The organism is Rubrivirga marina, assembly GCF_002283365.1.
In the GTDB taxonomy this organism is placed as follows: domain Bacteria; phylum Bacteroidota; class Rhodothermia; order Rhodothermales; family Rubricoccaceae; genus Rubrivirga; species Rubrivirga marina.
Genome location: NZ_MQWD01000001.1, coordinates 1026233 through 1051118, shown reverse-complemented (window position 1 = coordinate 1051118; position 24886 = coordinate 1026233). Strand labels below are relative to the sequence as shown.

Annotated in this window: 32 protein-coding genes; 18 read left to right on the top strand and 14 right to left on the bottom strand. The window is 73.3% G+C overall.

The window, feature by feature from the left end; translation table 11 throughout:
- Window positions 1–39 precede the first annotated feature (39 nt).
- Window positions 40–684: a M23 family metallopeptidase gene (locus BSZ37_RS04260; RefSeq protein ID WP_179299466.1), complete on the bottom strand. Its 645-nt coding sequence runs from the start codon at window positions 682–684 to the stop codon at window positions 40–42.
- A gap of 192 nt (window positions 685–876) precedes the next feature.
- Between BSZ37_RS04260 and BSZ37_RS04255 the strand changes: the two genes are divergently transcribed.
- Window positions 877–1257: a PRC-barrel domain-containing protein gene (locus tag BSZ37_RS04255; RefSeq protein ID WP_095509349.1), complete on the top strand. Its 381-nt coding sequence runs from the start codon at window positions 877–879 to the stop codon at window positions 1255–1257.
- 312 nt (window positions 1258–1569) lie between these two features.
- On the opposite strand, the gene BSZ37_RS04250 is transcribed toward BSZ37_RS04255, so the two are convergent.
- Both BSZ37_RS04250 and BSZ37_RS04245 read right to left on the bottom strand, forming a co-directional pair.
- Window positions 1570–1920, bottom strand: coding sequence for a hypothetical protein (locus BSZ37_RS04250; protein ID WP_095509348.1), 351 nt, complete (start codon window positions 1918–1920; stop codon window positions 1570–1572).
- A gap of 23 nt (window positions 1921–1943) precedes the next feature.
- Window positions 1944–2189, bottom strand: coding sequence for a hypothetical protein (locus BSZ37_RS04245; protein WP_095509347.1), 246 nt, complete (start codon window positions 2187–2189; stop codon window positions 1944–1946).
- A 153-nt stretch (window positions 2190–2342) separates the two neighbouring features.
- On the opposite strand from BSZ37_RS04245, the gene BSZ37_RS04240 reads away from it, so the two are divergent.
- Together BSZ37_RS04240 and BSZ37_RS04235 are read left to right on the top strand one after the other, a co-directional pair.
- Window positions 2343–2807 carry a DinB family protein gene (locus BSZ37_RS04240; RefSeq protein WP_095509346.1) on the top strand — a complete coding sequence of 155 codons (465 nt, stop codon included), beginning with the start codon at window positions 2343–2345 and terminating at the stop codon, window positions 2805–2807.
- Entirely contained in the window at window positions 2807–3625 is an 819-nt protein-coding gene (locus tag BSZ37_RS04235; RefSeq protein ID WP_095509345.1) for a hypothetical protein, read from the top strand. The genes BSZ37_RS04240 and BSZ37_RS04235 overlap by 1 nt, the downstream gene beginning before the upstream one ends.
- 24 nt (window positions 3626–3649) lie before the next feature.
- Here BSZ37_RS04235 and BSZ37_RS04230 read toward each other — a convergent pair whose 3' ends face one another.
- The 3 genes from BSZ37_RS04230 to BSZ37_RS04220 form a co-directional block, all read right to left on the bottom strand.
- A complete protein-coding gene (locus tag BSZ37_RS04230; protein WP_095509344.1) occupies window positions 3650–4507 on the bottom strand; it encodes a CsgG/HfaB family protein in 858 nt (285 codons plus the stop codon).
- A gap of 78 nt (window positions 4508–4585) precedes the next feature.
- On the bottom strand, window positions 4586–4822 hold the full coding sequence (locus BSZ37_RS04225) for a hypothetical protein (protein WP_095509343.1): 237 nt from the start codon (window positions 4820–4822) through the stop codon (window positions 4586–4588).
- A 119-nt stretch (window positions 4823–4941) separates the two neighbouring features.
- Window positions 4942–5343, bottom strand: coding sequence for a hypothetical protein (locus tag BSZ37_RS04220; protein WP_095509342.1), 402 nt, complete (start codon window positions 5341–5343; stop codon window positions 4942–4944).
- A 162-nt stretch (window positions 5344–5505) separates the two neighbouring features.
- On the opposite strand from BSZ37_RS04220, the gene recG reads away from it, so the two are divergent.
- Window positions 5506–7641 (top strand): ATP-dependent DNA helicase RecG, encoded by a 2136-nt coding sequence (gene recG / locus BSZ37_RS04215; RefSeq protein WP_095509341.1) that lies wholly within the window; start codon window positions 5506–5508, stop codon window positions 7639–7641.
- A gap of 51 nt (window positions 7642–7692) precedes the next feature.
- Here the strand turns inward: recG and BSZ37_RS04210 are convergent, their stop codons facing one another.
- Window positions 7693–9198: a sensor histidine kinase gene (locus BSZ37_RS04210; RefSeq protein ID WP_095509340.1), complete on the bottom strand. Its 1506-nt coding sequence runs from the start codon at window positions 9196–9198 to the stop codon at window positions 7693–7695.
- Window positions 9199–9351: 153 nt separating this feature from the next.
- On the opposite strand from BSZ37_RS04210, the gene BSZ37_RS04205 reads away from it, so the two are divergent.
- Window positions 9352–9699 (top strand): histidine triad nucleotide-binding protein, encoded by a 348-nt coding sequence (locus BSZ37_RS04205; protein ID WP_095509339.1) that lies wholly within the window; start codon window positions 9352–9354, stop codon window positions 9697–9699.
- A gap of 81 nt (window positions 9700–9780) precedes the next feature.
- Complete coding sequence (locus BSZ37_RS04200) at window positions 9781–10545, top strand: ABC transporter ATP-binding protein (protein WP_095509338.1); 765 nt, start codon at window positions 9781–9783, stop codon at window positions 10543–10545.
- Here the strand turns inward: BSZ37_RS04200 and BSZ37_RS04195 are convergent.
- A complete protein-coding gene (locus BSZ37_RS04195; protein WP_095509337.1) occupies window positions 10542–11135 on the bottom strand; it encodes a hypothetical protein in 594 nt (197 codons plus the stop codon). The two genes, BSZ37_RS04200 and BSZ37_RS04195, sit on opposite strands and share 4 nt — an antisense overlap.
- 105 nt (window positions 11136–11240) lie before the next feature.
- Between BSZ37_RS04195 and BSZ37_RS04190 the strand changes: the two genes are divergently transcribed.
- From BSZ37_RS04190 to BSZ37_RS04175, 4 genes are all read left to right on the top strand, one after another.
- A complete protein-coding gene (locus tag BSZ37_RS04190; RefSeq protein WP_095509336.1) occupies window positions 11241–11999 on the top strand; it encodes a tryptophan-rich sensory protein in 759 nt (252 codons plus the stop codon).
- A gap of 82 nt (window positions 12000–12081) precedes the next feature.
- Entirely contained in the window at window positions 12082–12291 is a 210-nt protein-coding gene (locus BSZ37_RS04185) for a hypothetical protein (RefSeq protein WP_095509335.1), read from the top strand.
- Window positions 12288–12536: a hypothetical protein gene (locus BSZ37_RS04180; RefSeq protein WP_095509334.1), complete on the top strand. Its 249-nt coding sequence runs from the start codon at window positions 12288–12290 to the stop codon at window positions 12534–12536. Before BSZ37_RS04185 ends, BSZ37_RS04180 begins: the two co-directional genes overlap by 4 nt.
- A 106-nt stretch (window positions 12537–12642) precedes the next feature.
- On the top strand, window positions 12643–13218 hold the full coding sequence (locus BSZ37_RS04175; RefSeq protein WP_095509333.1) for a hypothetical protein: 576 nt from the start codon (window positions 12643–12645) through the stop codon (window positions 13216–13218).
- A 33-nt stretch (window positions 13219–13251) separates the two neighbouring features.
- Here BSZ37_RS04175 and BSZ37_RS04170 read toward each other — a convergent pair whose 3' ends face one another.
- On the bottom strand, window positions 13252–13794 hold the full coding sequence (locus tag BSZ37_RS04170) for a DUF3592 domain-containing protein (protein ID WP_179299465.1): 543 nt from the start codon (window positions 13792–13794) through the stop codon (window positions 13252–13254).
- A gap of 177 nt (window positions 13795–13971) precedes the next feature.
- Between BSZ37_RS04170 and BSZ37_RS04165 the strand changes: the two genes are divergently transcribed.
- Both BSZ37_RS04165 and BSZ37_RS04160 read left to right on the top strand, forming a co-directional pair.
- On the top strand, window positions 13972–14553 hold the full coding sequence (locus BSZ37_RS04165; protein ID WP_095509331.1) for a helix-turn-helix transcriptional regulator: 582 nt from the start codon (window positions 13972–13974) through the stop codon (window positions 14551–14553).
- A 96-nt stretch (window positions 14554–14649) separates the two neighbouring features.
- Window positions 14650–15519 (top strand): S1C family serine protease, encoded by an 870-nt coding sequence (locus BSZ37_RS04160; protein WP_095509330.1) that lies wholly within the window; start codon window positions 14650–14652, stop codon window positions 15517–15519.
- A 7-nt stretch (window positions 15520–15526) separates the two neighbouring features.
- Here BSZ37_RS04160 and BSZ37_RS04155 read toward each other — a convergent pair whose 3' ends face one another.
- Genes BSZ37_RS04155 through BSZ37_RS04140 form a run of 4 tightly spaced genes read right to left on the bottom strand, consistent with a single transcriptional unit; the run spans window position 15527 to window position 17543 of the window.
- Window positions 15527–16018: a DUF4188 domain-containing protein gene (locus tag BSZ37_RS04155; RefSeq protein WP_095509329.1), complete on the bottom strand. Its 492-nt coding sequence runs from the start codon at window positions 16016–16018 to the stop codon at window positions 15527–15529.
- Between the two features lie 2 nt (window positions 16019–16020).
- Complete coding sequence (locus tag BSZ37_RS04150; protein ID WP_095509328.1) at window positions 16021–16812, bottom strand: SDR family NAD(P)-dependent oxidoreductase; 792 nt, start codon at window positions 16810–16812, stop codon at window positions 16021–16023.
- A gap of 14 nt (window positions 16813–16826) precedes the next feature.
- The gene (locus BSZ37_RS04145) at window positions 16827–17273 is read right to left on the bottom strand and encodes a hypothetical protein (protein ID WP_095509327.1); all 447 of its coding nucleotides are present in this window, start codon (window positions 17271–17273) and stop codon (window positions 16827–16829) included.
- Window positions 17274–17276: 3 nt separating this feature from the next.
- Window positions 17277–17543 (bottom strand): hypothetical protein, encoded by a 267-nt coding sequence (locus BSZ37_RS04140; RefSeq protein ID WP_095509326.1) that lies wholly within the window; start codon window positions 17541–17543, stop codon window positions 17277–17279.
- Window positions 17544–17630: 87 nt separating this feature from the next.
- Between BSZ37_RS04140 and BSZ37_RS04135 the strand changes: the two genes are divergently transcribed.
- Window positions 17631–18233 carry a TetR/AcrR family transcriptional regulator gene (locus BSZ37_RS04135; protein WP_179299464.1) on the top strand — a complete coding sequence of 201 codons (603 nt, stop codon included), beginning with the start codon at window positions 17631–17633 and terminating at the stop codon, window positions 18231–18233.
- On the opposite strand, the gene BSZ37_RS04130 is transcribed toward BSZ37_RS04135, so the two are convergent.
- On the bottom strand, window positions 18221–18643 hold the full coding sequence (locus BSZ37_RS04130) for a DUF1801 domain-containing protein (protein ID WP_095509324.1): 423 nt from the start codon (window positions 18641–18643) through the stop codon (window positions 18221–18223). The genes BSZ37_RS04135 and BSZ37_RS04130 overlap by 13 nt on opposite strands.
- A 719-nt stretch (window positions 18644–19362) precedes the next feature.
- Here BSZ37_RS04130 and BSZ37_RS04120 point away from each other — a divergent pair.
- From BSZ37_RS04120 to BSZ37_RS04100, 5 genes are all read left to right on the top strand, one after another.
- On the top strand, window positions 19363–20628 hold the full coding sequence (locus BSZ37_RS04120; RefSeq protein WP_095512309.1) for an ammonium transporter: 1266 nt from the start codon (window positions 19363–19365) through the stop codon (window positions 20626–20628).
- A gap of 1 nt (window position 20629) precedes the next feature.
- Window positions 20630–20980 carry a P-II family nitrogen regulator gene (locus BSZ37_RS04115; protein WP_095509322.1) on the top strand — a complete coding sequence of 117 codons (351 nt, stop codon included), beginning with the start codon at window positions 20630–20632 and terminating at the stop codon, window positions 20978–20980.
- Between the two features lie 112 nt (window positions 20981–21092).
- On the top strand, window positions 21093–22127 hold the full coding sequence (locus BSZ37_RS04110; protein WP_095509321.1) for an LA_2272 family surface repeat-containing protein: 1035 nt from the start codon (window positions 21093–21095) through the stop codon (window positions 22125–22127).
- Between the two features lie 115 nt (window positions 22128–22242).
- Window positions 22243–24048: an endonuclease/exonuclease/phosphatase family protein gene (locus tag BSZ37_RS04105; RefSeq protein WP_095509320.1), complete on the top strand. Its 1806-nt coding sequence runs from the start codon at window positions 22243–22245 to the stop codon at window positions 24046–24048.
- 112 nt (window positions 24049–24160) lie between these two features.
- Window positions 24161–24886, top strand: a complete 726-nt coding sequence (locus BSZ37_RS04100) for a YebC/PmpR family DNA-binding transcriptional regulator (RefSeq protein ID WP_095509319.1) — start codon at window positions 24161–24163, stop codon at window positions 24884–24886.

Genomic DNA, 24886 nt, shown 5'->3' with positions numbered 1-24886 from the left:
GAGTTCGCCGAGGCGGACCGCCTCGGGTGCACGCCGGACCTAGTCGGCGATGGCCAGTTCCGCGGTCCGCAGGAGGTCAAACGGGTTGACGGGCGTGCCGCGCCCACCGCCGCGCTTGTCGAGGACTTGGAAGTGGAGGTGCGGCCCCTGCGCGTTGCCCGTCGACCCGACCGCCCCGAGCACCTGCCCGCGCCGGACGCGGCTCCCGATCTCGATGCCGTCGACGTAGCTGTCGAGGTGAGCGTAGTAGAAGTCGTAGCGGCCGTCGGCGGAGGTGAGGTAGAGCGTTCGGCCGCCGAGGGCGTTCCAGTGCTTCCGCGAGACGGTCCCGTCGGTGATGGCGACGACCGGCGTGCCCGTCGGCGCGGCGATGTCGATGGCGTTGTGGGTCCGCCCGCCAGAGCGGCCGGCGGTGAACGAGTCGCGGAGGTCGTGGCCCTCGACCCCGACGACGGGGATCACGAGGCCGGACGCCGTGCTCGGCCGCCGGTCCGCCTCGGGACGGCGGTCGGGGCGCTCAGCCAGGGGCGGACGCTCGGGGCGCGGCGCCGGGCGTTCGGCGACGGGCGTACGGTTTCCGCTACGGGGCGCCCCCCAGCCGTTCGGCGATCCGCCGGTGGTGGCGCAGGCAGAGAGGGTGAGGGCGGCGAGGAGGACCGTCGCGGTCGAGAGCGAGACGCGCATAACACGATGGGGCGGGGCCATCTAGCATCGGCCAGTTGCGAGCCCACGATAAGCATGTGGACAACGGTGTCCCAACGCCGCGGCCCCGGGCTTTCATCCGCAGTTGAAAACACGACACGCTCCGTTCTATACCACCCATTGCCCGCCGGGAGCGCCCCGCCGAGTCTATCTCTTTCGAATCCTACTCTGATTATGAATACCCTCCTCTCCACTTCCACCATCCGCAACACCACCGTCGTGAACCGTCAGGGCGACGAGCTGGGGTCCATCGAGGACATCATGCTCCACCCCGACAGCGGCCGCGTCGAGTACGTCGTGCTCGACTTCGGCGGGTTCCTCGGGATCGGCGACAAGCTGTTCGCCGTGCCGCTCCAGGCCTTCGAGATCGACCGCAACAACGAGCGGTTCGTCGTCGACGTGACCAAGGACCGCCTTGAGGACGCGCCCGGGTTCGACAAGAACAACTGGCCCGAGACTGCGAACCGCGAGTTCTCCGAGGGTGTGTACGACTTCTACGGTCACCGCGACACCTACCTCAGGACGCGCGTGAACGAGCCGGCGATGGCTAACTGATCGCCGCACGTAGTCGCGCCCCGTGGATGGGGCGCAAAGGGGCCGCCCGAATCCTCGGCACTGGGCGGCCCTCTTTTTTGTCCGCCCCGCTGGCGCCCGCACCTCGCCAGCGGGGCGGCCTGTGTTTGGAGGATGCGCCGAATTGGACGGGTCCGAGCGACTCGTCCTGTTCGTGTCATCCCGAGAAGCGATGCGACGAGGGGCCTCGCCTCTCCCGCGTCGGCACACCGGTGACGTGCCGGCAGCCCCAGCGGGGTCGCGTTCGCTCAGGAGGGCAAGAGGAACGGTGGCACGAACTCCGCTCTGCCGTCCTTACTCCCCCGCCTCGCGCTCGGCATCGCCGAGGCTGGCCCACCAGTCGGCGTAGGGCGTGTTCTTAGGGGCGTGCCGGTTGTAGTCCTCGTCGGAGTCCCACCACGTGGGGCCGCGCTCGCCGAGGGCCACCTTGGCCTCATGGACGCGCGCCCGGGCCGCGCGCTCGGCCTCGCTGTCGCCGGATCGCTTGGCGGCGCCGACGGCACGGCGGGCGTCCATCAGCTCGCCCGTGAGCCGCTGGCGCTCGTCGTCCGAGAGATCCGGGTTCGAACACCGCCAGAGGCGCCCACCGTGGACGAAGTAGCGGCCGTCGGGCGTCGACGGGAGGTGGTCGGGGCAGGCGGACATGGGGCGGGCGCGGTGCCCGCCGCCTACGCCCGGACCGCGGACAGGATGCCGCCGACCTCGGAGGGGTCTGGGAGGGCCTCCGCGTCGTCGCCGGCCGCGAGCACGTCGAGGTAGAACCGCGCGAACGCGAGCCGCTCCTGCGCCGAGGCCGACGCGTCCTCGAAGAGGTCGTCGAAGCGGGCCATCGCGTCGTCGCTGACGTCGCCGGCGACGTAGCCGGCGAGGAGCGCGGTGAAGATCGAGGGGCGGGCGGTGAGAACCTGGGACATGGCCAGTGGGGGTGAGCTTGACACGTCCTTCGTCAAGTCACGTGCCAACCGGCCGATTCCGTCCCGTCGGCGGCTCGCGCAGGTCCAATTCGGCCCATCGGCGGGGCGAGGCGGAACCCACGCGTTACCATTCGCCCCCTCAAACGATCTGCGATGACCGCGCCCGACGCCGTCCGCCGTCGCTTCCGTCACCACGTGTGGGCCGGGTCCACCCTCCTCGGGGTGATTGCGGACCACCCCGCGCCCGACGCGCTCCGTCCGTTTGCCCACGCGCTCGCCGCCGACCGCGTCTGGCACCACCGCCTGGCGGGCGCCCCGACCGACGGCCTCGAGATCTGGCCGGCGCTCGACGTCGACGGCTGCCGCGCTCTCCTCCAGGAGACGACAGACGACTGGCAGGCCTTCCTCGCCGGCCCGCTCGACCTCGACGGCCCGGCCGTGTATCAGAACTCGCGCGGCGAGCCGTTCGAGAGCGCGGTGCGGGACGTGTTCGACCACGTCTTGCTCCACGCCGCCCACCACCGCGGACAGGCCAACGCCGCCCTCCGCGCGGCCGGCGCCACGCCCCGCGCCCTCGACTTCATCTTCTGGGCCCGCTCCGGCGAGCCCGCCCCCTGATGCGCCTCGCCCTCCTCTTCGCCCTCGTCGTCTCCGGCTGCGCCTCCGCCCCGCCGTCCGCCGAGGACGCCGACGCCGCGCCCGACACGACGGCCGGCCCGCCCCGGATGGGCCCCGTCTTCGCCGGCCCCATGCGCGCCGACCCGGTCTACGACGCCGCCACACTCGTGGCGGCCATGCACGACCGCTACGCCGAGACGTGGTACGAGACGCTCTCGTTCACGCAACAGACGAACCGCCGCCTCCCCGACGGCTCCGTCTCGGTCGAGACGTGGCGCGAGTGGGCCGCCGTCCCGGGCCGCCTCCGCATCGAGATGGACGACCCGATGACGGGCACCGACGCCCTCTTCGTCGGCGACACGACCTACATCTACCGCGACGGCCAGCTCACCGCGGCCCGCGCCGACCGGAACCCGCTCCTGCTGTGGGGCTTCGACGTGTACCGCCAGGACCCGGCCGAGACGCTCCGCATCCTCGAGGCCGAGGGCCTCGACCTCGGCGCGTTCCGCACCGACGTGTGGGAGAACCGGCCGATGTACGTCCTCGGCGCGCCCGAGAGCGGCGAGGTCTGGGTGGAGCAGGACCGGCTCCTGTTCGTCCGCCTCGTGGAGCCGGCGCAGAGCGGCGGCCTCCAGGACGTCCGGTTCGAGAACTACCAGCGGCTCGGCGGCGGCTGGATCGCGCCCTACGTCGCCGTCTTCCAGGACGACCGCCTCGTGTTCTGGGAGACCTACTCCGACATGGTCGCCGACCCGGACCTCGACCCGGTCCTGTTCGATCCGCGCCGTTGGGCCGAGGGCGTCGCCGCGAGCGAGTAGCTCCGCCTCGACGCCGAGGCCGCGCTACCGCCCGCCGGTCGTGTCCGCCTCGGCGCTCCGGTCGAGGCGGCCGCGGAGCCAGCCGTCGAGCCGCCCGCGGACCTGGCGGCCGGCCTCGCGGGTGAGCGCCCGCTGCCCTGCCTCCCGCGCCAGCCCGAGCGCGACCGACACGAGCTGCGACGACGGCGCGCGCTGCTGGACCTCGAAGAGCTGCGTCGCCGCGAGCGTGAACTCGCCCCGGTCGTAGAGCGAGAGCGCCTGCGAGAACGCGAGCGCCGTCTCCACGTCGTCGAGGCGGTTGGCCTCCTGCTGCGCCGCGAGCGCCGCCCGCGCCTCGTCCGACATCACCACGTCGATCCCGTCGATGAGCGACGCCGCGAGGGCCTGCTGGAGCTCGAAGAGCGCGTCCTCCCGTCCGGTCACACTCGCCGTCTGGACGATCTCCGACGTCTCGACGCGGACGACGCGCGTGTCGAGCCGGATCTCGGGGCGGACGGCCGTCAGCGAGCCCACCACCACGTGGTCGGCCCCCACGAACAGGCCCACCTGAAGCGCCGTCTCAGGGTCGACGTACGCGGTCTGTTGGAAGTCGAGCTCGTCGACGAGGGCCTGGATCCGGTCGCGCTCGACGAGGCGGATCGTGGAGACGGCCGCGAGGTCGCTCGTCATCATTGAGGCAAGGCCGCGGCCGAGCGGGTCGTAGCGCGGGTCGCCCGTGTCGTTGGAGAAGGCGAGGACGGCCAGTGTCGCGTCGAGCGAGTCCGGCAGGACCGCAGGCGCCGGCTCAGGGCCGGCCAACAGCGCACGGGCGCCATCGACGGAGCCGCAGCCGGTCACGACGGCCAGCACGGCGAGCAGGACGAGGAGGTGGCGGGAGGACATCGGAGGAGAGCCTGTGTCCCCTCCCTGCGTCAGTCGCTCCCGGCAAGGATCACGCCGGCCGTGACCTCCGGCGTCACCCTACCCCATCGCACGCGCACGGAGCTCGCGGACTTCGCCCTCGATCTGCGCTCGGAACGCCGCGAACTCGCGGTCGGCGTAGGCGAGGTAGCCGTCGTCGACGGCGTCGCGGACCATGTGGTTCTGGACGAGCCGGCGCTCGGCATCGAGGTACGAGAGGACGCGCTCGGCGAGCGCGCAGGCCTCGTCGGCGACGGAGTGCGGGGCGGAGAGGGCGGGCGGTGCGAGGGTCACCATGGGTCGGCCGGTGGGGGAGTCGGTCGCGAGCCGTAATTTTTAAGGCTCATTTGAATTTATGCATTACTTTATTTACGATCAAGTGAAGACTGTCCTCTCCGCCGTCCGATTCCGGCCTGTCAGTCGGCCCGCCGAGAGGTGATCGTGAACCGGCGGGCGTAGTCCGAGCCCTCCCCCCTCCATCTCATCACGTCGCCGCGGATCGTCACGCTCCACACGCTGTCGTCGTCGGGGCCGAGGTCGCTGTCGAGGCCGAGCCGGCGCGTCCGCGGGTTGTAGACCCAGCGTCCCGTGTTGCGGCCGTACGGCTGGCCCCCGCTCACGAACGTCCCGTCGGCGCGGAGGTCGATGTAGCGGTCGCCGGCCGGGTTCGCCTCGGCCGACACGTCGGTGCCGTCGTCGACGATCGACTCCATGTCCCAGCGCCCGACGAGGGCGCTCTGATCGGGGACCGAAGCGGTGGTGACGCAACCGCTGGCGGCGAGCGCGGCCAGCGCGAGGAGGGCGAACGGGCGGAGCATAGGGAGGGGTGGGGTGAGGCGGGGGAGACTCAGAATGGCGTGTGGGGTTGCGGGACGCTCCTGCGCGTCGACGGACCGTGAGCCCGCCCGCCTCGGTGGAGCGACCTAGGCGGGCGGGGCCGTGACGCCCCAGTCGTCACCGCGGCGGGCCTAGCTTCCGGCATGGCCGCCGAGACGACCACGACGAACCCGACCGACCCCGCCGTCCTCGACACCGACATCGAGCAGTTCCCCGGCGTGGGCGAGCGGCGCGCGGAGCCGCTGCGGAAGGCCGGCGTCAAGACCTACGGCGACCTCCTGCGCTACTACCCGCGGCGCTACCTCGACCGGAGCACGGTCACGCCCATCCGCGAGATCCGCGAGGCCGGCCCGTACACCGTCGTCGGGACCGTGACGTCGAAGGGGATGATCCCCGGCCGCGGCGGGCGGAGCCGGTTCGAGCTCCGCGTCACCGACGACTCGGGCGGGACGCTCAAGTGCGTCTGGTTCCGCGGCGCCAACTGGATCCAGCGGCTCTACAACCGCGGCGACCTCTACGCCTTCCACGGGAAGGCCGAGCAGTACGGGTCCCAGTTCTCGATGGCCCACCCCGAGTCCGACAAGCTCGACGACGCGAGCGCGGCGCTGACGACGGGCCGGATCGTGCCGTTGTATCCGGGCGGCGCGGCCCTTGAGAAAGTGGGGCTCAACAGCCGGACGCTCCGGAAGCTGATCTACCGGATGTTCAAGGAGCACGGCCTCGCCATCCCCGAGGTCCTCCCCGCCTCGGTGCGCGAGCGGTACGGGCTGATGGAGGGGAACGTCGCGCTCCGGGCCGTCCACTTTCCGAAGGACGTCGCCGAGCGCGGGCGGGCCGTCCGCCGGCTCAAGTTCGAGGAGTTCTTCTTCCTCCAGCTCCTGCTCGCCCTCACGAAGGGGAAGCAGGAGCGCCAGCCCGGCATCACGCTCGACGGCCTCGGCGCGTACGGCCGGCAGTTCCTCGACGACGTCCTGCCGTTCGAGCTGACGGGCGCGCAGCAGCGCGTGCTCGACACGATCGCGGCCGACACCGCCTCGGGCCGCCAGATGAACCGCCTCGTCCAGGGCGACGTGGGCTCCGGAAAAACCGTCGTCGGCGTGGCGGCGATGCTGATGGCCGTCGACGCGGGCTACCAAGCGGCCTTCATGGCGCCGACGGAGATCCTGACGGAGCAGCACTACGCCAACATCCGCCGGTTTTTGGAGCCGCTCGGGTTGAAGGCCCATCTCCTCATCGGCGGCCAACGAAAAACGCTCCGCGACGAGATCCTGGCCGAGATCGCCGACGGGACGGCCCACGTCGTCGTCGGGACGCACGCCGTCATCGAGGACAAAGTGGCGTTCCAGAACCTCGGCCTGGCGGTCGTCGACGAGCAGCACCGGTTCGGCGTCGTCCAGCGGGCGAAGATGTTCAAGAAGGGCCAGCGCCCGCACGTCCTCATGATGACGGCGACGCCCATCCCGCGCTCGCTCGCGATGACCGTCTACGGCGACCTCGACGTGAGCGCCATCGACGAGCTCCCGGCCGGGCGGAAGCCGATCGACACGCGCGTCTACTCCGAAAAACGGCGCGACGAGATGCTCGACTTCGTCAAGCGCCAGCTCCGCGAAGGCCGCCAGGCCTACGTCGTGTATCCGCTCGTGGAGGAGTCGGAGTCCGAGACGCTGGCGGACGTGAAGGACGCCGAGAACGGCGCGGCCGAGTTGATGGAGGCGCTCCGCCCGTACCGCGTCGACCTCGTCCACGGCCGGATGTTCTCGTACGAGAAGGACGAGGCGATGGACCGGTTCAAGTCCGGCGAGACCGACGTGCTGGTGGCGACAACCGTCATCGAGGTCGGCGTCGACGTGCCGAACGCGACGGTCATGGTCATCGAGCACGCCGAGCGGTTCGGCCTGTCTCAGCTCCACCAGCTCCGCGGGCGCGTCGGGCGCGGCGCCGACCAGAGCTACTGCTTCCTGATGGCCGCGTACAAACGCACGGCCGACGCCGAGGAGCGTCTCCAGGCCATGGCCGACACGACCGACGGATTCGAGATCTCGGAGATCGACCTCAACTTGCGCGGCGCCGGCGACTTTTTCGGGACCCGCCAGTCGGGCCTGCCGGACCTCAAGATCGGCGACCTCGTCAAGGACGCCGAGATCCTGTCCGAGGCGCGCGAGGCGGCCTTCGCGCTGGCAGACGAGGACCCTGGGCTGGCCGACGCAGCGCACGCCGGCACGCGGGCGCACTTCGCCAAGACGGCCCCGCGGTCGCTCGGCTTCGCGCGCGTCGGCTGATCGCCGGCTCCATCCGCCTCGGCGCCGAGGCGGGGCGAGTCGGGCGGAGCGCTACGCCGGCTCCAGCGCGACGGCGGGCTCCGCCTCCGGCGTCTCCGCGACGGGCGGCGCCGGGATCGTCAGCAGGACCGTCGTCCCCTCCCCCTCGACCGACTCCAGCGCGATCTGCCCCCCGTGCCCCCCCGTCACGATGTCGTAGGCGAGCGAGAGCCCGAGGCCGGTGCCGGCCCCCGTCGGCTTGGTGGTGTAGAACGGCTCGAACGCGCGGGCGGCCGCCTCCTCCGACATTCCCACGCCGCGGTCGGCCACCTCGATCTCGACGGCGTCGCCCCGGCGTCGCGTGGCGACGGTGAGGAGCGGACCGTCGGGCCGGTCGCCCCGCTGCCCGAGCGCGTAGTACGCGTTCCCGATCAGGTTGAGGACCACGCGCCCGAGGTCGGACGGGACGACGACGACGGTCCCCACGGCGGGGTCGAGGTCGAGCGTGACGGGCGGCGGCTCGCCCCCCCGGGCGGCCGCGGTGTGCTCCGCGATCGCGGCGTGCTCGCGGACGAGGGCGTTGAGGTCGACGGCGGCCTCGGCCGCCGGCCCGCGGCGGCTGTGGTCGAGCATGCTCCGGATCACAGCGCTGGCCCGCGCCCCGTGCTCGGCCGCCTTCGCCACGCCGAGCGCGATGTCGTCGAGGGCCTCGGCCGCCTCGGCGTCGAGGTCGCCGAGGTGGGCGCGGAGCTCGGCCACGCGGTCGCCGGCCAGGGTGGCGAAGTTGGTCACGAAGTTGAGCGGGTTCTGGATCTCGTGGGCGACGCCGGCCGTGACGCGTCCCAGCGACGCCATCTTCTCGGCGTGGACGAGGCGGTCCTGCGCCGCCGTCAGCCCGCGGAGGGCCGTCTCCAGAATGGCATGGCTCTCGGCCTGGCGGCGCGCGTGCGCGAACTCGAACCGGGCGTACCGCTCCAGCGCGTACGACGCGATCATCCCGCTGAACTGGGTCGAGAGCAGGAACTGAGCGGCGTTCGCGAGAGCGAGGGGCGGCGTGTAGGGCGCGGCGGCCGCGAGGAACAGCACGACGAGGACGCCCCCGATGGCCGACGCCACGACGAACCGCATGCGGAGCAGCACGTGCACGTAGATCAGGATGAGCATCATCCCGCTGTAATAGTAGCCGTCGAGGAGGAGCGCGTCCCGTTCCGCCGACAGCGCCCCCGCCGTCTGGGCGGCCTCCAAGACGAACCACTCCATCGCGACCACGCCGAGCCCTCCCGCCAGGGCCGCCGTCGCCGCTGGCCGGACCCAGCGGCGGACCCGCGGCAGGTACGTCACGCCGATGCTCGCCGCCACCACGACGCAGACCACGACCCGCACCATCCGCACCTCCGCGAAGGCGGCCGTCGCGACCCACTCGTCGAGCCACCCGAACGCGGCGTACTGCACGAGGCCGAGCACCAGCGCAGCCCGGACGAGCGGCCACGACCGCGCCCGGTAAGCCGCCAGGAAGGCGACCTCGGTGGTCCGGTCGTGGAACCGGAGCGTGAGAGGGTGGACCGGTGCAGGGCGCATGCCACACGCGGCGAGATTGCCGTCGAACGTAGAGCACGGGCGGCGAGGTACGGCCCGGTGGCGCCCTGCCCGTCATTCTTCACGTACGCGCCTCCGCGCGTGCGCGGTGGCCGGCCCGGTTAGCTTGCGGTTCGCCCCGCCGATACCCCGCCCGTGGCCGACTCCGACAAAACGCTCTTCCAGAAGATCGCCGACGGCGAGATCCCGGCCGACCTCGTCTATCAGGACGACCGCGCCATCGCGTTCCGCGACATCCACCCGCAGGCGCCGACGCACGTCCTCGTCGTCCCCCGCCAGCCGATCCCGCGGGCCGACGCCATCGAGCCGGAGGACGAGGCCGTGATCGGGCACCTGTTCACGGTCGCCCGGACGGTCGCCGAGGCGGAGGGACTGAGCGACTACCGCCTCGTCGTCAACAACGGCGAGGGAGCGGGGCAGACCGTGTTCCACCTCCACGTCCACCTCCTCGGCGGGCGCGACTTCCAGTGGCCGCCCGGCTAGGGACTGGCGACGTGGGGACTGGGGACTGTGCGCTCGCCACTCCCTCCCCCCGTCCCCTGACTCTCTAGTCCCCAGTCCCCCATGATCCGAGTCACCGACGTCCGCGTCGCCATCGACGGCACGGAGATCCTCCACGGGATCTCGTTCGAGGTCGGCGACGGCGTCGTGGCCGGCTACGTCGGGCCGAACGGGGCCGGCAAGACGACGACGATGCGCCTGCTCACGGGCGGCCTCCCGCCGAACGCCGGGCGCGTCGAGGTTGGCGGGGTCGACGTCGTGGCGGACCCCGTCGAGGCCAAGCGGCGGTTCGGGTACGTCCCCGAGCACGGCCACGTCTACGAGAGCTTCACCCCGAACGAGTACCTCACGTTCATCGGCCGGATGCACCGGCTGGACGAGGCCCGGATCCGGGACCGCTCCGCGGCCCACCTCGAGTTCTGGGGCCTCACGGACAGCGCCGACCGCTCGATGGTCGGCTTCTCGAAGGGGATGAAGCAGAAGGTGCTCCTCTCGGCCGCGCTCCTCCACGACCCGCCGGTGCTCCTGCTCGACGAGCCGCTCGGCGGGCTCGACGCCCACGCCGTGCTCCAGACGCGGGCGCTCCTCCGCACGCTCGCGGCCCGCGGGCGGACCGTGTTCTACTCGTCGCACCTCCTCGACGCCGTCGAGAAAGTCGCCGACCTCGTCGTGGTCATCCGCGACGGGCAGATCCTCCAGGTCGGCTCGCCGGAGGAGATCACGGCGTCGGGCGGGGGCGTCTCGCTCGAGGACGCCTTCGGCAAGCTCACGGCCGCGGCCGACGCCTACGACCTCGCCGAGGCGCTCGTGGCCGAGGCGTTCGCCTAGCCCTCGGCCCCCTCCGCCTCGGCGCGCTCGCTCCCCGAGCTGTCGTCCTCCAGCAGCGGGCTCTCCTCGCCCGGGCCGAACGTCTTGACGAGGTCCCGGATGGCGGCGTAGAGCAGGATGATGACGGAGATGACCGCCCCGCCGAGGACCGTCGCGATGAGCGTCGAGGCGAAGTAGATCCCGACGTACCACCTGGCCGGGATCTCCGTGGCGTCGTTGATCGGGACGATGAGCACGAGCAGCAGCAGCGTCGCGCCCGCGAACACGGCCGCGTCGACGAACGCGATCTGGCGGATCCGCTCGAAGTGGCTGCCCTTGATGTCCTCCTCGGTGTCGGTCGTCAGGCCGAGCAGCGTGAGCATGAGCGCGAGCGTCGACGCGCTGACGACCATGACCGTCGAGCAGAACGAGCGGACGGTCGGCGTCGAGCTCTCGAGCAGCGACCGGGCCTCGCCCGCGCCGACGCTCCCGACGGTGATCACGACGGCGGCCATCGCGGCCGCCGCGAAGAGCCCGCCCGTGAGGGCGATCCGGAGGTCCGCGCGGAGCTGGTGTTGGTCACCGGGGGTGAGGTCGGAAAGGTGGAGCATGGAGCGACGGAGGCCAGGGACCGGGACGAACGGGCGCGCGGCCGGGCAGGTCCGGCGGAGCCGCCCGCGCTGGCCGGAGTAGAGGACTCCCCCACCCCGCCCGCCATGCACGGAGCCGCCCGTCAGCTCGCCGTTGTCCTCGCCGCCCTCGCGAACGTGGGCCTCAACGCGCTCGCCGGGGCCGGCGTCCTGTTCGGCACCCCGACCGGCGCCGTCTCCGACGCCCACCCGACGCCGATCACGCCGGCCGGCTGGGCGTTCTCGATCTGGTCCGTCATCTTCGTCGGCGTGCTGGCGTTCGCCGCGTGGCAGGCGCTCCCGGCCCGGCGCGGGCCCCGCTACGACGGCCTCGGCGCGCCGTTCGTCGCGGCCAACCTCCTCAACGGGCTCTGGCAGATCCCGTGGCTCGCCGAGCGGTTCGGCCTCGCCGCGCTCGTCATCGTCGGGATCCTGGCGTCGCTGGTGTGGCTCTACGTGCGCCTCGACCGGATGGGGCTCCGCGGGGCCGAGCGGTGGGCGCTCGGCGTGCCCGCCGCGCTCTTCCTGGCGTGGATCACGGTCGCGGCCCCGCTCAACGTCACGGTCTGGCTCCGCGACCTCGGCTGGACGCCCGCCGGGACGTTCTGGCCGATCGCGCTCGTCCTCACGGTCGCGGCCATCGCCGGCGCGTGGCTCGCGCGCACGGGCGACGCGGCCGCCGCGCTCGTCGTCTTGTGGGCCTTCGGCGCCATCGCGGCGGCCCACCCGGATCGGGCGACGCTCCTGATCGGCCTCGGCGTCGGCGCGCTCGTTGTGATCACCACGGCCGTGCGGGGTGCCCGCCGGTACGGTCCGTTCCCGACGGCCCACGCGGCGCCGGCTTGATCTGGACCGCGTCCAATGTCAGCCCGAGGCGGACCTTCTCGAGGCGACAGCGGGTTTACCGAGCGAACCACCCCGCACCACCATGATCGCCCCACAGCCCCAGTGCACCGCCTGCACCCACCTCGACCGCCAGGCCGAGGCCGATCCGCACTGCGACGCCTTCCCGGGCGGGATTCCGGACGAGATCTGGACCAACGAGGTCGCCCACACCTCGAGCTACCCCGGCGACCGCGGCATCCACCTCGAGCTCATCCCGCTCGACGTGCTCGGCCAGACGACCGGCGAGGCGTGAGCAACGCCGCCGGCTACACGCTCATCGCGTGCGGCGTCCACGACAGGCTGGAGCACTGGGCCGTCCGCGGCGACACGGTCGAGGTCGTCTGGCGCGACGGTGACGCCGAGCGCCAGGAGTCCACGACCATCGCCGACGTGTACGCCCGCGGCGGGGCCGATTGGGTCCGCCTCGGGACCGGCGCCGAGGTCCGCGCCGACCGGCTCGTGCGCGTGGGCGGCGTCGCCGTGACGTCGGCCTGCTGAGCAGCCGGCGGCCCCACGCAGGAAGTGGGGAGATCTCGGGGTTGCGCATGGACTCGCCACCGAGTACGCTACGGGATTGAATCGACACGCCCTCGGGCGGTCTCCGATGCCCGTGCTCACCGCGGCAATCGCCCTCCTCGTCTCCGTCGCGAGCTTCGTGTTCGCGCTGTTGGTGTTCGCCGAGAACCGGCGACTCGAGCGGGAGAAGCATCGCGCGGTCGCCCTCTCCTCGACGCACACGGCCAGCCTCCTGCTCCAAGAGGCGCTCGACGTCGTCGGCAAGGTCGACGCGTTCTTCGACGCCCACGGCGTGGAACTCGACGACGACACGGCCCGCGAGTACGCCGACTACCGGCAGTCGGTCAAGGACGACCACGCCAAGATCACGAAGGCCATGTCGGAGGTGGCCTACGGCAACCTCGCCGTCATCGAGTGCCGCGCGCTCGCGGCGCAGGCGACGCTCGTCGTCTACCGGACGATCGACAACCGGAAGGCGCTCCTCCGCCTCCTGACGCAGCTCCGCGACGTGCTCGCGACCGAGACCGCGGCGGACGCTCCGACGGCCCGCGGGGGAGCGGCCCCGTCCGCCTCCGGCGATGGAGCCTTCGGACCGCTGCCGCAGAGCGAGCCGTCGCGTCGCGCGACGTCGGGCTGGCGACCGCCGCGCCGCTCGGCGCGCTAGGCCCGGCCGCCGACCGGGGCAGACCGAGCGACTTCAGGGCGGACCTACGCGCCGCGCACGGATGCCCAGACCGACGAGCGCGATCCCGCCCAGGAACGCGATCCCCCCGACGCCGATCATCCACGGCGTCGACTGGCGGCCGGGCTCGAGCACGGCGTCGGTCGGGTCCGCCGGGTCGACGTAGACTGTGACCGGCGTGCCCGTCGGGTAGCGGTCCGCCTCAGCCTGCGCGCGGTCGCGCCCCCGGTCGCCGTCCGCCGCGTTCTTCTCGCCGAAGTGGACGCGGTCGGCCGTGTATGTCCGCCCGTCGACGGCGTAGGTGTAGCGCACGACCGGCCGGTGCTCGTAGGTCGGAGGCCCGTACGGGTCCCGGAGGTCGCTCGCGTGGACCGAGCGCCGGGTGTCGACGCCGGACTCCACGACCTCGCCCTTTACCTCGACCCACGCGGTCGAGGCGTCGCCGCTGACGGCGAGGCTGGCGGCGGCCCAGAGGCCCGCGGCGCCGATCAAGAGGGTGACGGCGCCCAGCCCGATGAGGGCGATGGCGGAGGGGTGGGGGGGCGGAGCGGAGGCCATGGCGAGACGGGCGGGACGTCTCTCCATGCGTGAACGGCCGGCCGGGGAGGTCACCGCCGCCCGAGCTCCGCCGACTCAGTCCGCCTCGACGGAGCCGCAGGCATGGCCGGGCGGCCAGCGGCGCTGGCGCTTCGGCCAGGGGCTGGACCCCGGCGCGCGGCGGCGGGTTGCCGCGGCATGATCCTGTCGGTCACGCCGTCCACCCACGACCCGCTCCGCGTCCGGGTCGACGCCGCCGACCCGCTCGTGCGGGCCGCGCTCCCGGCGCTCCTCGTCGCGGCGGGGGCCGACGTCGTCCCCGACGCGGCCGAGGCCGACGTGGTCCTCCTCGCGAACGCGGCCGGCGCCCCGGACGACGACCTCCCCACGGTCGCCCTCGTCGCCGACGGCGATGCGGCGCGCGCGGCCTGGCTCGCCGGTGCCCGCGGCCTCCTCCCCCGCGATGCCGACGGCGACGCGCTCCTCGCCGCGCTCGGCGCCGTCGCCCAGGGCCTCCTCGTGGTCGACCCCGCCTTCGAAGACGCCCTCGGCGCCCCGACCGGCGCCGTCCCCGACGGCGTCGAGCCCCTGACCGACCGCGAGCGCGAGGTGCTCGCCCTCCTCGCCGAGGGCCTCCCCAACAAGCTCGTCGCCGACCGCCTCGGCATCACGGAGCGGACGGCGCGCTACCACGTCGCGCAAATCCTCGCCAAGCTGGGCGCCCAGAGCCGGACCGAGGCCGTCGTGACGGGCGCCCGCCTCGGCCTCGTCGCGCTCTAGCGCCTGGCCGAAGCGCCAGCGCCGAGCGGCCGCTCGGCCGAGGCGCCGCCGCCGCCGCTCGGCCGATCCTGAGACCGATCCACTCCACGTCCTCCCATGCCCGACTCCCCGTTCGCCCAGCTTTCCGACAGCCTCGCCGCCGTGGTCGAGTCCGTTGCCCCATCCGTCGTCCGCGTCGAGGCCCGGCGCCGCGGGAACGCCTCCGGCGTGGCCTGGAGCGCCGACGGGCTCGTGATCGCCTCCGACCACACCGTCCAGCGCGACGAGGACCTCCGCCTCGGGCTCCCCTCCGGCGACGTCGTCGAGGCCGAGCTCGTCGGGCGCGACCCGGCGACCGACCTCGCCCTCCTCCGGGCGGACACCGAGTTGGCGCCACCCGAGTGGGCGGAGGCGGACACCGTCCGCGTCGGCCACCTCGCCCTGTCCATCGGCCGCCACGACGAGGGCGCGCAGACGGCGCTCGGCGTCGTCGAGCAGCGCGGCGGCGCGTGGCGGACGGGCACCGGCGGCCGCGTCGACGCCTTCGTCCACACCGGCATCCGCGTCTACCCCGGGTTCTCGGGGAGCGCCGTCGCCGACGCTCACGGGCGCGTGGTCGGGCTTGGAACGTCGTGGTTCGGCCGGCGCGCGGCGCTGGCGCTCCCGGTCGGCACGCTCCGGCGGGTCGCCGAGGCGCTCCAGGAGCACGGCCACGTCCCGCACGGCTTCCTCGGGGTGTCGACGCAGCCGGTCCGCCTGCGCGACGGCGCCGCCGGCCTCCTCGTCCTCGACGTGACCGAAGACGGCCCGGCTGAGGCCGCGGGCGTCCTCGTCGGCGACGTGATCGTGGGCGTCGGGGGCGAGCCGGTCCAAGGGCCGCACGACCTCGTCGCCGCTCTCGCCGACGCGGCGGGGCAGACGCGGACGCTCGACGTCGTCCGCGGCGGCGAGCGCCAGGCGGTCGAGGTCGAGATCGGGTCGCGGTAGCCGGCGCCTAGGACCCGGCGAGGGGCTCGACGCCGCGCCCGAGGCGGCCGGCCGTGCCCTCCCACGCCCCGACGGCCGGGACCGCCTCGGCGGCCTTCGCCAGCCCGTACGTCGGCATGTTGCGGTACACGGCCTCGTACTCGCCGGCCCGCACGAGGAACGTCTCGTGCCACACGCCGACGGCGTCGTTGCCGCGCGCGGCCCGGTTGTAGGCCTGCCACGCCGGGAGGTGGGCCGCGTCGCGGGCCCGGGCGTAGGCGTGGAGGTGATCGAACGAGCGCCAGTACTGGACGGCGTCGACGCAGCGGCCGGCGCGGCGGAACCGCGAGCCGAGCAGGCCGAGCTCCGGGTGCGCCGAGAGCTCGGCCATCGCCCGGCCCATCGCGCGGACGACCGGGACCCACTTGTCGGGACGGTGGAGCTTGTTGATGCGGGTCCCGATCAGGAACACGACGACGTCGCCCTCGGTGTGGGCGGCGGTGCGGTCGGGGTACGGCATCGCTAGGCGCGCTGGTGCTCGGTCATCCCGCCCATCACGCGGCCCATCACGCGGACCCTCGCCCACCGCGGCAGCGGCGACAGCCCGGCCGTCAGGACCTTGGTGAGGAGGCCGGGACGGACCGTCTGGCGCCGCCCGAGCGCCGCCAGCGTCGGCCCGACGACGGCGTCGGGCGTGAGGGCCGCCCCCATCTGCATGTCGGCGACCTCGGCGAACCCGGTGTCGACGGGCCCCGGCGCGCTGACCACCACGTCGACGCCGCGCGGCGCGAGCTCGACGTGGAGCGCCTCGCCGAGCGTCTGGACGTACGCCTTCGTCGCCGCGTAGTGGGCCGCGAACGGCGTCCCCTGGAACCCGACGAGCGAGCCGAGCAGGACGATCCCGCCGCGCCCGCGCGCCACCAGCCGACGCCCGACGCCGTGCGTCAGCCGGGCCACGGCGCGGACGTTCACGTCGAGCATGGCGATCTCGTCGCCGAGGTCGGATTCGAGGAACGCGCCCGACGTGCCGAAGCCGGCCGACGCCACGAGGAGCCCCACGTCGAGGTCCGCGCTGCCTCCCTCGACCGCGGCTACGCCCGCCTCGGTCCCGAGGTCGGCCGGGACGACGCGCGCCTCGACGCCGTGGGTCTGGCGGAGGGCCTCCGCCAGCGTGGCGAGCGCGGCCTCCCGACGGGCGGTCAGGACCACGTTCAGGCCGCGCGTGGCGAGCGCCTCGGCGAACGCGCGCCCGATCCCCGACGACGCGCCGGTGACGACGGCCCACGGGCCGTAGGTGGTCTGGAAGTCTGCCATGGGTCGGGTGGGGATCACGTGGCTCCGACAGGCGCCCGGCGGGCCGCGCGGAGCAGGCCGACGCCCAGCGTCAGCATGGCGAGGGCGAGCGCGGCGACGCCAATCCAGAGCAGCGCGATGCCGCCGGGCGGCTCGGTCACGCCCTCGCCGATCGCGGACGCGAAGAAGCCCCCACTCACCAGGATCGGCGCGAGGACCAGGGCGATCCGTCCCGTCCACCGCCAACCGGCCGGGAGCGCGGCGTGGTCGGCGAGCACGAGGCCCACGAGGGCGAGGATCACGAGGACGCCCGCGTGCGCGTGGCCGGCGCGGAAGAAGGCCCGCTGGAAGTCCGTCAGCGCGAGGTCCGACCAACCGCTGACGACGGTAACGAGGAAATAGCCGCCGTACTGGATGGTCGGGACGGCGAGGAGCAGGAGGCCGGTCAGCCAGAGGGTGGCGCGGCTCGGAGACGACGTCATGGCTCAGGCGGCGGAAGGACGGGAGATGCACGCGCGCGACCCGCAGGCCCAGCGACGTTTCCCGAGCGCGCACGGGAGCCACCAGATCGAGCTGAACGCGACCCACCCCACCCACTCGGGGACGGAGCGGGCGGCCGACGCGGCGAGGGCTGGCAGCACGGTGAGCGCCGCCCACAGTGGGTCGGCGACGAGGTCCCACGCGGCGCGCCCGACGACGAGCGACGCCAACGCGAGGAGGACGAGGAGGAGGGCGGTTTGGAGGCGGGTCATGGCCGGGCCGCGAAGGCGGCAATCTGACGGGTGCTTAGTTCTGTACCATCTGAGCACCGCGAAGTTTCACCCGCCCCCCCGAAGCCCGTGTCCGATGCCTACCACCACGGCGACCTCCGCCGCGCGCTCCTCGACGAGGCCGCCGCCGTCCTCGACGCCGACGGCGTCGGCGCGCTCTCGCTCCGCGACCTCGCCCGGCGGGCCGGCGTCAGCGCGACGGCGCCGTACCACCACTTCCGCGGGAAGGCCGAGCTCGTGACCGCCCTCGCCGAGGACGCCCTGGCCGACCTCGACGCCGCGCTCGCCGAGGCGGACGGGGAGACCGAAGCGGCCGGTGGTGAGCCGCATGAGAGGCTCTGCGCGATCGGCGTGGCGTACGTCCTCTTCGCGGTCGACCACCCCGAGCGGTTCCGCCTCGCCTTCCGGCCCGAGATGGGCGATCCGTTCGGCGAGATCGACACGGATGGGCTGCCGGAGGACGTCGTGGGCTTCCGGCGTCTCGTGGCCGTCGTCCGCGACCTCGAGCCCGAGGCCGACCGCCAGGCCGTCGTCGCGCTCGGGGCCTGGAGCCACGCCCATGGGTTGGCGGCGCTCCTCGTCGACGGCCCGCTCCGGGCGCTCGCTGCCGACCGCGACCGCGTCCGGGCGCTGGCAGAGACGGTCCTCGCCGCGCCCGGTCAGTCGTCGTAGGTCGCCGCTAGCCGGGCGAGGTTGGCCTCGAACAGCTCCCGCAGCACGCCCTCGTCGACGCGGTCGAGGCGGGTGACGTAGACGCAGCCCGAGCCCGTCCGATGCGGGCCGAGGCGCCCCAGGATGTCGGCGTGCGCGTCGGCGGCCCCGCCCATGCAGTAGAGCGAGAGGTGCCGCTTCGACGGGGCGAACCCGATCCGCATCCAGTCCCCCTCATGCCCGGAGGCGTAGCGATAGTGGTACCGCCCGAACCCGACGATCTTCTCGCCCCACATCTCGGGCTCCTCGCCGGTCACGTCGCGGAGGATCTCCACGAGGCGGCGGGACTCCTCGCGGCGGCGCTCGCTGTCGAGCCCATCGATGAACGCGTCGACGGAGGCGCCGGTGGGCTGGGTCTTGAGGTCGGACATGGGCGGTGCGGCTGTCCCCCCAGGGTACGCCCTGCCCGGCGACAGCCGCCGGTCACCCGGACCGCCTCGATGCCCGAGATGGAGATGCCCGAGGCGGAGCGGGCCGGGAGCGACGGACCGAGGACGACGGGCGAGGCGGTCGGGTGCCTCCTCGGGACACCCGCGCTACCGCCATGCGCACCTCCCGTACCCCGCCATCCCCGAGCCAGCGCCGAGCACGTCACCCACGCTGGCGATCCTCGTCGACGCGACCCGCACCCTCCGCCTCGACGTCGCAGCGGTCACACCCGAGGCGGCCCAGGTCCGGGTCACAGGGGTCGCCTCTCCCGGACTCGTCAGCACACTCCAGGCACACCGGCGGACGCCCTACAACGCCTACGTCGACGCGCTCCTCGCGGTCCTCCTGGAGCACCGCGACGCCGACGTCGCCCCACGGCTCGTCCTCCGCGCCCCGACTGGCAAGGGATGAGGAGCACCTCCTCATCATCCGACCCAGTCCAGGCAAATTGATAGTCGATCTGAAATTGGAAGCGGTTACAAGATGTTTCGCCTCATAAAGTGAGGGAAGGGTCTTGCCGACGCTTCATCTCGGCAGCATCTTCTCGCTCTCACTGCCGATCGCCCCCGTGCTCCGTCGCTTCCTCCCCGTGGCCCTGTTGCTCGCGCCGCTGGCGGCGTCGGCCCAGGACGCCGAGATCAGCCCGGCCTCGACGGCCTGGATGCTCGCCGCCGCCGCACTCGTCCTCCTCATGACGCCGGCCCTCGCCTTCTTCTACGGCGGGCTCGTGCGGGCGAAGAACATGCTCAACACGATGATGATGAGCGTGGCCTCGATGGGAATCGTGGCCGTCGGATGGGCGCTCTTGGGCTACTCGCTGGCATTCGGCGAGGGCGGCGGTCCGTTCACGGGCGGGCTCGGGTACGCGTTCTTGAACGGCGTCGGGCTCGAGGCCTCCGGCGAGATCCCGCACCTCTTGTTCGCGATCTACCAGGGGACGTTCGTCGTAATCACGGCCGCGCTCATCTCGGGGGCCGTCGTCGAGCGGATGCGGTTCGTGCCGTACCTCGCCTTCATCACGATCTGGAGCCTCGTGGTCTACGCGCCGGTCGCCCACTGGGTGTGGTCGGCCGACGGCTGGATCTTCGGGATCGACGCGCTCGACTTCGCGGGCGGGACGGTGGTCCACGTGAACGCGGCGGCCGCGGCCCTCGTGGCGGCCCTCGTGGTGGGCCCGCGGAAGGACTACGGGCGGCAGGCCATCGTGCCGCACAACGTGCCGTTCGTCCTCCTCGGGGCCGGGCTCCTGTGGTTCGGGTGGTTCGGGTTCAACGCCGGAAGCGCACTCGGGGCGAACACCTCGGCCGCGCTCGCCTTCGCCAACACGTTCCTGGCGCCGGCCGCGACGATCACGGTCTGGACGTTCCTCGACCTCGGGTACGGGCGGAAGGTCACGGCCGTAGGCGCCGCGACGGCCATCGTCGTCGGGCTCGTGGCCGTGACGCCGGCGGCCGGCCACGTCCCGCCGCTCGGGGCTATGGCGATCGGCGCCATCGGCGCGTTCCCGTCCTACTTCGCCATCCACTACCGCACGCGGACGCGGCTCGACGACTCGCTCGACGTGGTCGCGGCGCACGGCCTCGGCGGCGCCGTCGGGGCGCTCCTGACGGGCGTGTTCGCCTCAACGGCCTGGGGTGGCGGGGCCGACGGCCTCCTCTTCGGCAACCCGGGCCAGCTCTGGCCGCAGTTCCTCTCGATCGTGGCCGTGGCCGCCTACAGCGGCGCGCTCTCGTTCGTCATCCTCAAGGGAATCTCGCTCGTGACGGCCCTCCGCTCGAGCGACGCGTACGAGGGCGCGGGCCTCGACGTGGGCGACCACGGCGAGGAGGCCTACGCCCGCGGCGAGGGCGCCGTGCTCGTCCTCGACGCCGAGGCGCCGGCCGACGTCCGGGCCGCCGTCGCCGCTCCCACCCCTGCCACCGTCTGAGATGAAGCTGGTCCTCGCCGTCATCCGTCCCGAGCGCCTCTCCGCCACGCTCCAGGCCCTCTTCCAGGCCGACGTCCGCGGCGTCACCGTCAACCGCGTGCAGGGCCACGGTGGGGAGCTCGACACCGTCGAGACCTACCGCGGGACGACGGTCAAGATGGAGCTCCACGACAAGGTCCAGCTCGAGGTCGCCGTCTCCGACCCGTTCGTCGAGCGGACCGTCGACGCCATCGTCGGCGCCGCGCGGACGGGCGAGGTCGGCGACGGGAAGGTGTTCGTGCTCCCCATCGAGCGCGTCGTGCGGATCCGGACGGGCGAGGAGGACCGGGCGGCCGTCACGCCGGTGGGCTGACCGCGACCGCCTCGGGCGGTTCTCGGGGCGAGCCGGGCCCGCCGGGTCGCCGAGGCGGGCGTAACCGGCGGGCGACACGGCCGTAGGCGGTCGGATCGTCTCCCACCGCCCCATGCGCCTCGCCCTTCTCGCCGCCGCCCTGCTGTCCGTCGCCGCCTCGGCCCAGCCGGCCGACCCGCCGCCGTCGGGCGGCGTCCTGATCGGAGCCGAGGGCGTCGGCATCGGGATCGGCGACGTGCCACACGTGACCGGGCTCCGGCTCAACGTCCGCGACCGCGCGCTCCGTCGGGTCGTCGGGATCAACGCGACGGTCCTCGCGCCGAAGGCGCCGGCCGACAGCGTCGGGCGGATCTCCGGCCTCGCCCTCGGCCTCCCGCTCACGGGCGCCGCCGAGGTGGAGGGCATCGCGGTGGGCCTGGGCGGCGTGAGCGCCACGGACCGGCTCGACGGGATCGCCCTCGGCGGCCTCGGCGTCGGCGCGGGCGGAAGCGTGCGCGGCCTCGTGGTGGGCGGGCTCGGCGTCGGTGCGGGCGACGACGTTCAGGGCATCGGCCTCGGCGGACTCGGGATCGGAGCGGGCGGCGACCTCGTCGGAGTCGGTGCGGGCGGGCTGGGCGTCGGCGCGGGCGGCGACGTGGTCGGCCTCTGGGTCGGCGGCCTCGGCATCGGGGCGGGGGGTGACGTCACGGGCATCGCGGTCGGCGGGCTCGGCGTGGGCGTCGGCGAGCGGGCCGACGGACTCTTGATTGGCGGCGCGGGCGTCGGCGTCGGGGGCGACTTCCGAGGGATCGGCGTCGGCGGCCTCGGGGCCGGCGTGGGCGGGCGGGCCGACGGCCTCCTCGTGGGCGGCCTCGGGGCCGGGGCGTCCGAACTCCGGGGCGTGGCGATCGGCGGGCTCGGCGCCGGCACCGCCGACGGGCGAGGCCTTCTCGTGGCGGGGGCGACGGTCCGGGTCCCGCGCGACGGCGTGCTCCGCGGCGTCGCCATTAGCCCGTACTCGAACGTCCGCGGCGAGATGCGCGGGCTCAGCATCGGGATCGTCAACATCGCGGGGTCGCTCCACGGCGTCCAGATCGGGCTCCTCAACTGGGCCGGCAACAACCGGGGCTGGAAGCGGCTGCTCCCGTTCGCCAACGCTCATTTCTAGCGGCGACACCGTGGGAGCCGCGTCGCCAGATCTGTCGCCGACGGTTGAGGTCTGAACACGGTCCACACATCTGGGGCCCTAGATTCGGCCGTCTGTGTAGACCGTCCCCCGACCGTTGCCTCTGTCCTTCCTCCGCCTCGCGGTGCTCTGCGCCGTCGCGGCGCTCCTCCCTCCGGCCCTCGCTCAGACTCCCGTCGACACCGAAGGCGCGGCCGGACGCGGACCGAGCGCGACGTGGGGCACGAGGGTGGCCGCCTCGGGCGCCGCACGGATCATCCCGGATGGCCGGTTCGACGACTGGAACGACGTTGAGCCGATCGCCCTCGACCCGGCCGACCAGCCGGCAGGCGAGGTCGACCTCCGCGCCCTCTCGATCACGAACGACGAGCGCGCGCTCCGCCTCCGACTCACGTTCGACGATGTCCTGCTGCTCCAGCAGGACAACGACCTCGTCCTGTATCTCGACACGGACGCGGACGCCGCGACCGGCCGGGCGGCGCCGGGCATGGGGGCAGACCTCGTGTTCGCCTTCGGCGCCCGCTCCGGGACGGTCTACGCAGAGGGTCGCCAGATCCCCGTCGAGCACGCCGACCTCGGCCTCGTGTGGGCGCCGACGTACGCGTCCGCGGAGTACGAGGTCGAGATCGCCCTCGACATGGAAGTCGGCGGAGCCCGCCTGTTCCCGGGTGACACGGTCCTCGTGGCGCTGGCGACCGCCGGCGGCGAGCGGCTGCCGCAGGCCGAGGCCGGCGTCGCCTACGTCCTCGACCGGACGACGGCGCTCCCCCCCTACGAGGGGCCCGCGCTCGACCGGCGCGACGGGGCCGTCCGCGTGCTGAGCTACAACGTCCTGTTCGACAGCGTCTTCGAGGGCGCGCCGAAGGCGGCGTTCACGAGGATCATCCGGGCGATCGGGCCGGACGTCGTCGCGTTCCAGGAGATCTACGACCACTCGGGGGCCGAGGCGGCGGCGCTCGTGGCCGAGGCGCTCGGCGGCACGTGGTACAGCGGCGACGCCGGCTCCGACAACCTCCTCGTGAGCCGCTGGCCCGTAACGCTCGAGCGCGACCTCGGGGGCAACAGCGCGTTCGTGGTCGAGACGCCGGGCGAGTGGGAGCGCGACCTCCTCGTCATCAGCGCGCACACGCCGTGCTGCACCAACGAGAGCGGGCGGATCGAAGAGACCGACCGGTTCATGCGGTTCGTCCGCGAGGTCGGCGAGGGGAGCGTCGCGGGCGTCGACCCGGAGACGCCGGTCGCGATCGTCGGCGACCTCAACATGGTTGGGACGGACCGGCCGCTCCAGACGATGCTGACGGGCGACCTCGTCGACAACGCCCGGTTCGGGCCGGACTTCGCGCCGGACCTCGACGGGACCGACCTCACCGACGCGCTCCCGCTCCACGTCGGCGCGCCGGCGTCCTTCACGTGGTACAACCCCGGCAGCGACTTCCCCGCCGGCCGGCTCGACTTCGTCGTCTACACCGACAGCGCGCTCGACCTCGACAACGCGTTCGTCCTGTTCACGCCGCACCTCTCGGCCGACGCGCTCGCCACGGCCGGCCTCCGCGCGACCGACACGGGCGTGGCCTCCGACCACCTCCCGCTCGTCGCCGACTTCGTCCCGGCCCGCACCACGGCGGCGCCGGACGAAGTGCCGGACGGGGCCGAGGTCGCCGCGCCGGTGCCCAATCCGTCCGACGGCCCGACGGCGTTCCGCGTGACCCTGCCCCGCGCGGGCGCCGTGACCGTCGAGGTGTTCGACGTGCTCGGCCGGCGCGTGGCCGTCGCGTTCGACGGGCGGCTCGCGGCCGGCGCGCACCGGCTCCCGTTCGACGCGACGGCGCTGACGCCCGGCGTCTACCTCTTCCGCGTGACGACCGAGGCGGGCGGGGCCGGCGGGACGGTGGTCCGCCGCTAGGCGCTCGCTCGGCTCGCTCCGCCTCGGCGCCGAGACGGGCACCCCGCGTCCGATTCGCGGGCGCTCCACGGCCGGGCCGCTAGCTTCCGCGCCTCACCAAGCCCCCGCACGCATGGGCCGCATGTTCGAGAAGCGCAAGCACACGATGTTCGCGCGCTACGACCGGATGGCGAAGCAGTTCACCCGGATCGGGAAGGACATCGTCATCGCCGTCAAGGCCGGGGGGCCGGACCCCGACCTCAACCCCCAGCTCCGCCGGGCCATCCAGAACGCCAAGGGCGTCAACATGCCCAAGGACAAGGTGGACGCGGCCATCAAGCGGGCGCTCGGCAAGGACACCGCGAGCTACGACGAGGTCCTCTACGAGGGCTACGCGCCGCACGGCGTGCCGCTCCTCGTGGAGGCCGCGACGGACAACGTGAACCGGACCGTCGCCAACCTCCGGGCCCTCCTCTCGCGCGGCGGCGGCAACCTCGGCACGAGCGGCTCGGTCGCCTTCCAGTTCACCAAGATGGGCGCGTTCACGCTCGACCCCGAGGCCGTCGGCGACCGCGACGAGCTCGAGCTGGAGCTGATCGACGAGGGGCTGGAGGAGCTGACCGAGACGACGACGGAGGACGGCCGCGACGCGCTCCTCGCGCGCTGCGCGTTCTCCGACTTCGGCCAGATGCAGCGGGCGCTCGAGGCGCGCGGCATCGAGCCGATCGCCGCCGAGGTCGAGTACGTCCCCTCCACCACGACGGAGCTCCCGGACGAGCAGGCCGACGCCGTGCTCGAGCTGGTGGCGAAGATCGAGGGCGACGAGGACGTCCAGCGCGTCTTCCACAACCTGGCCTAG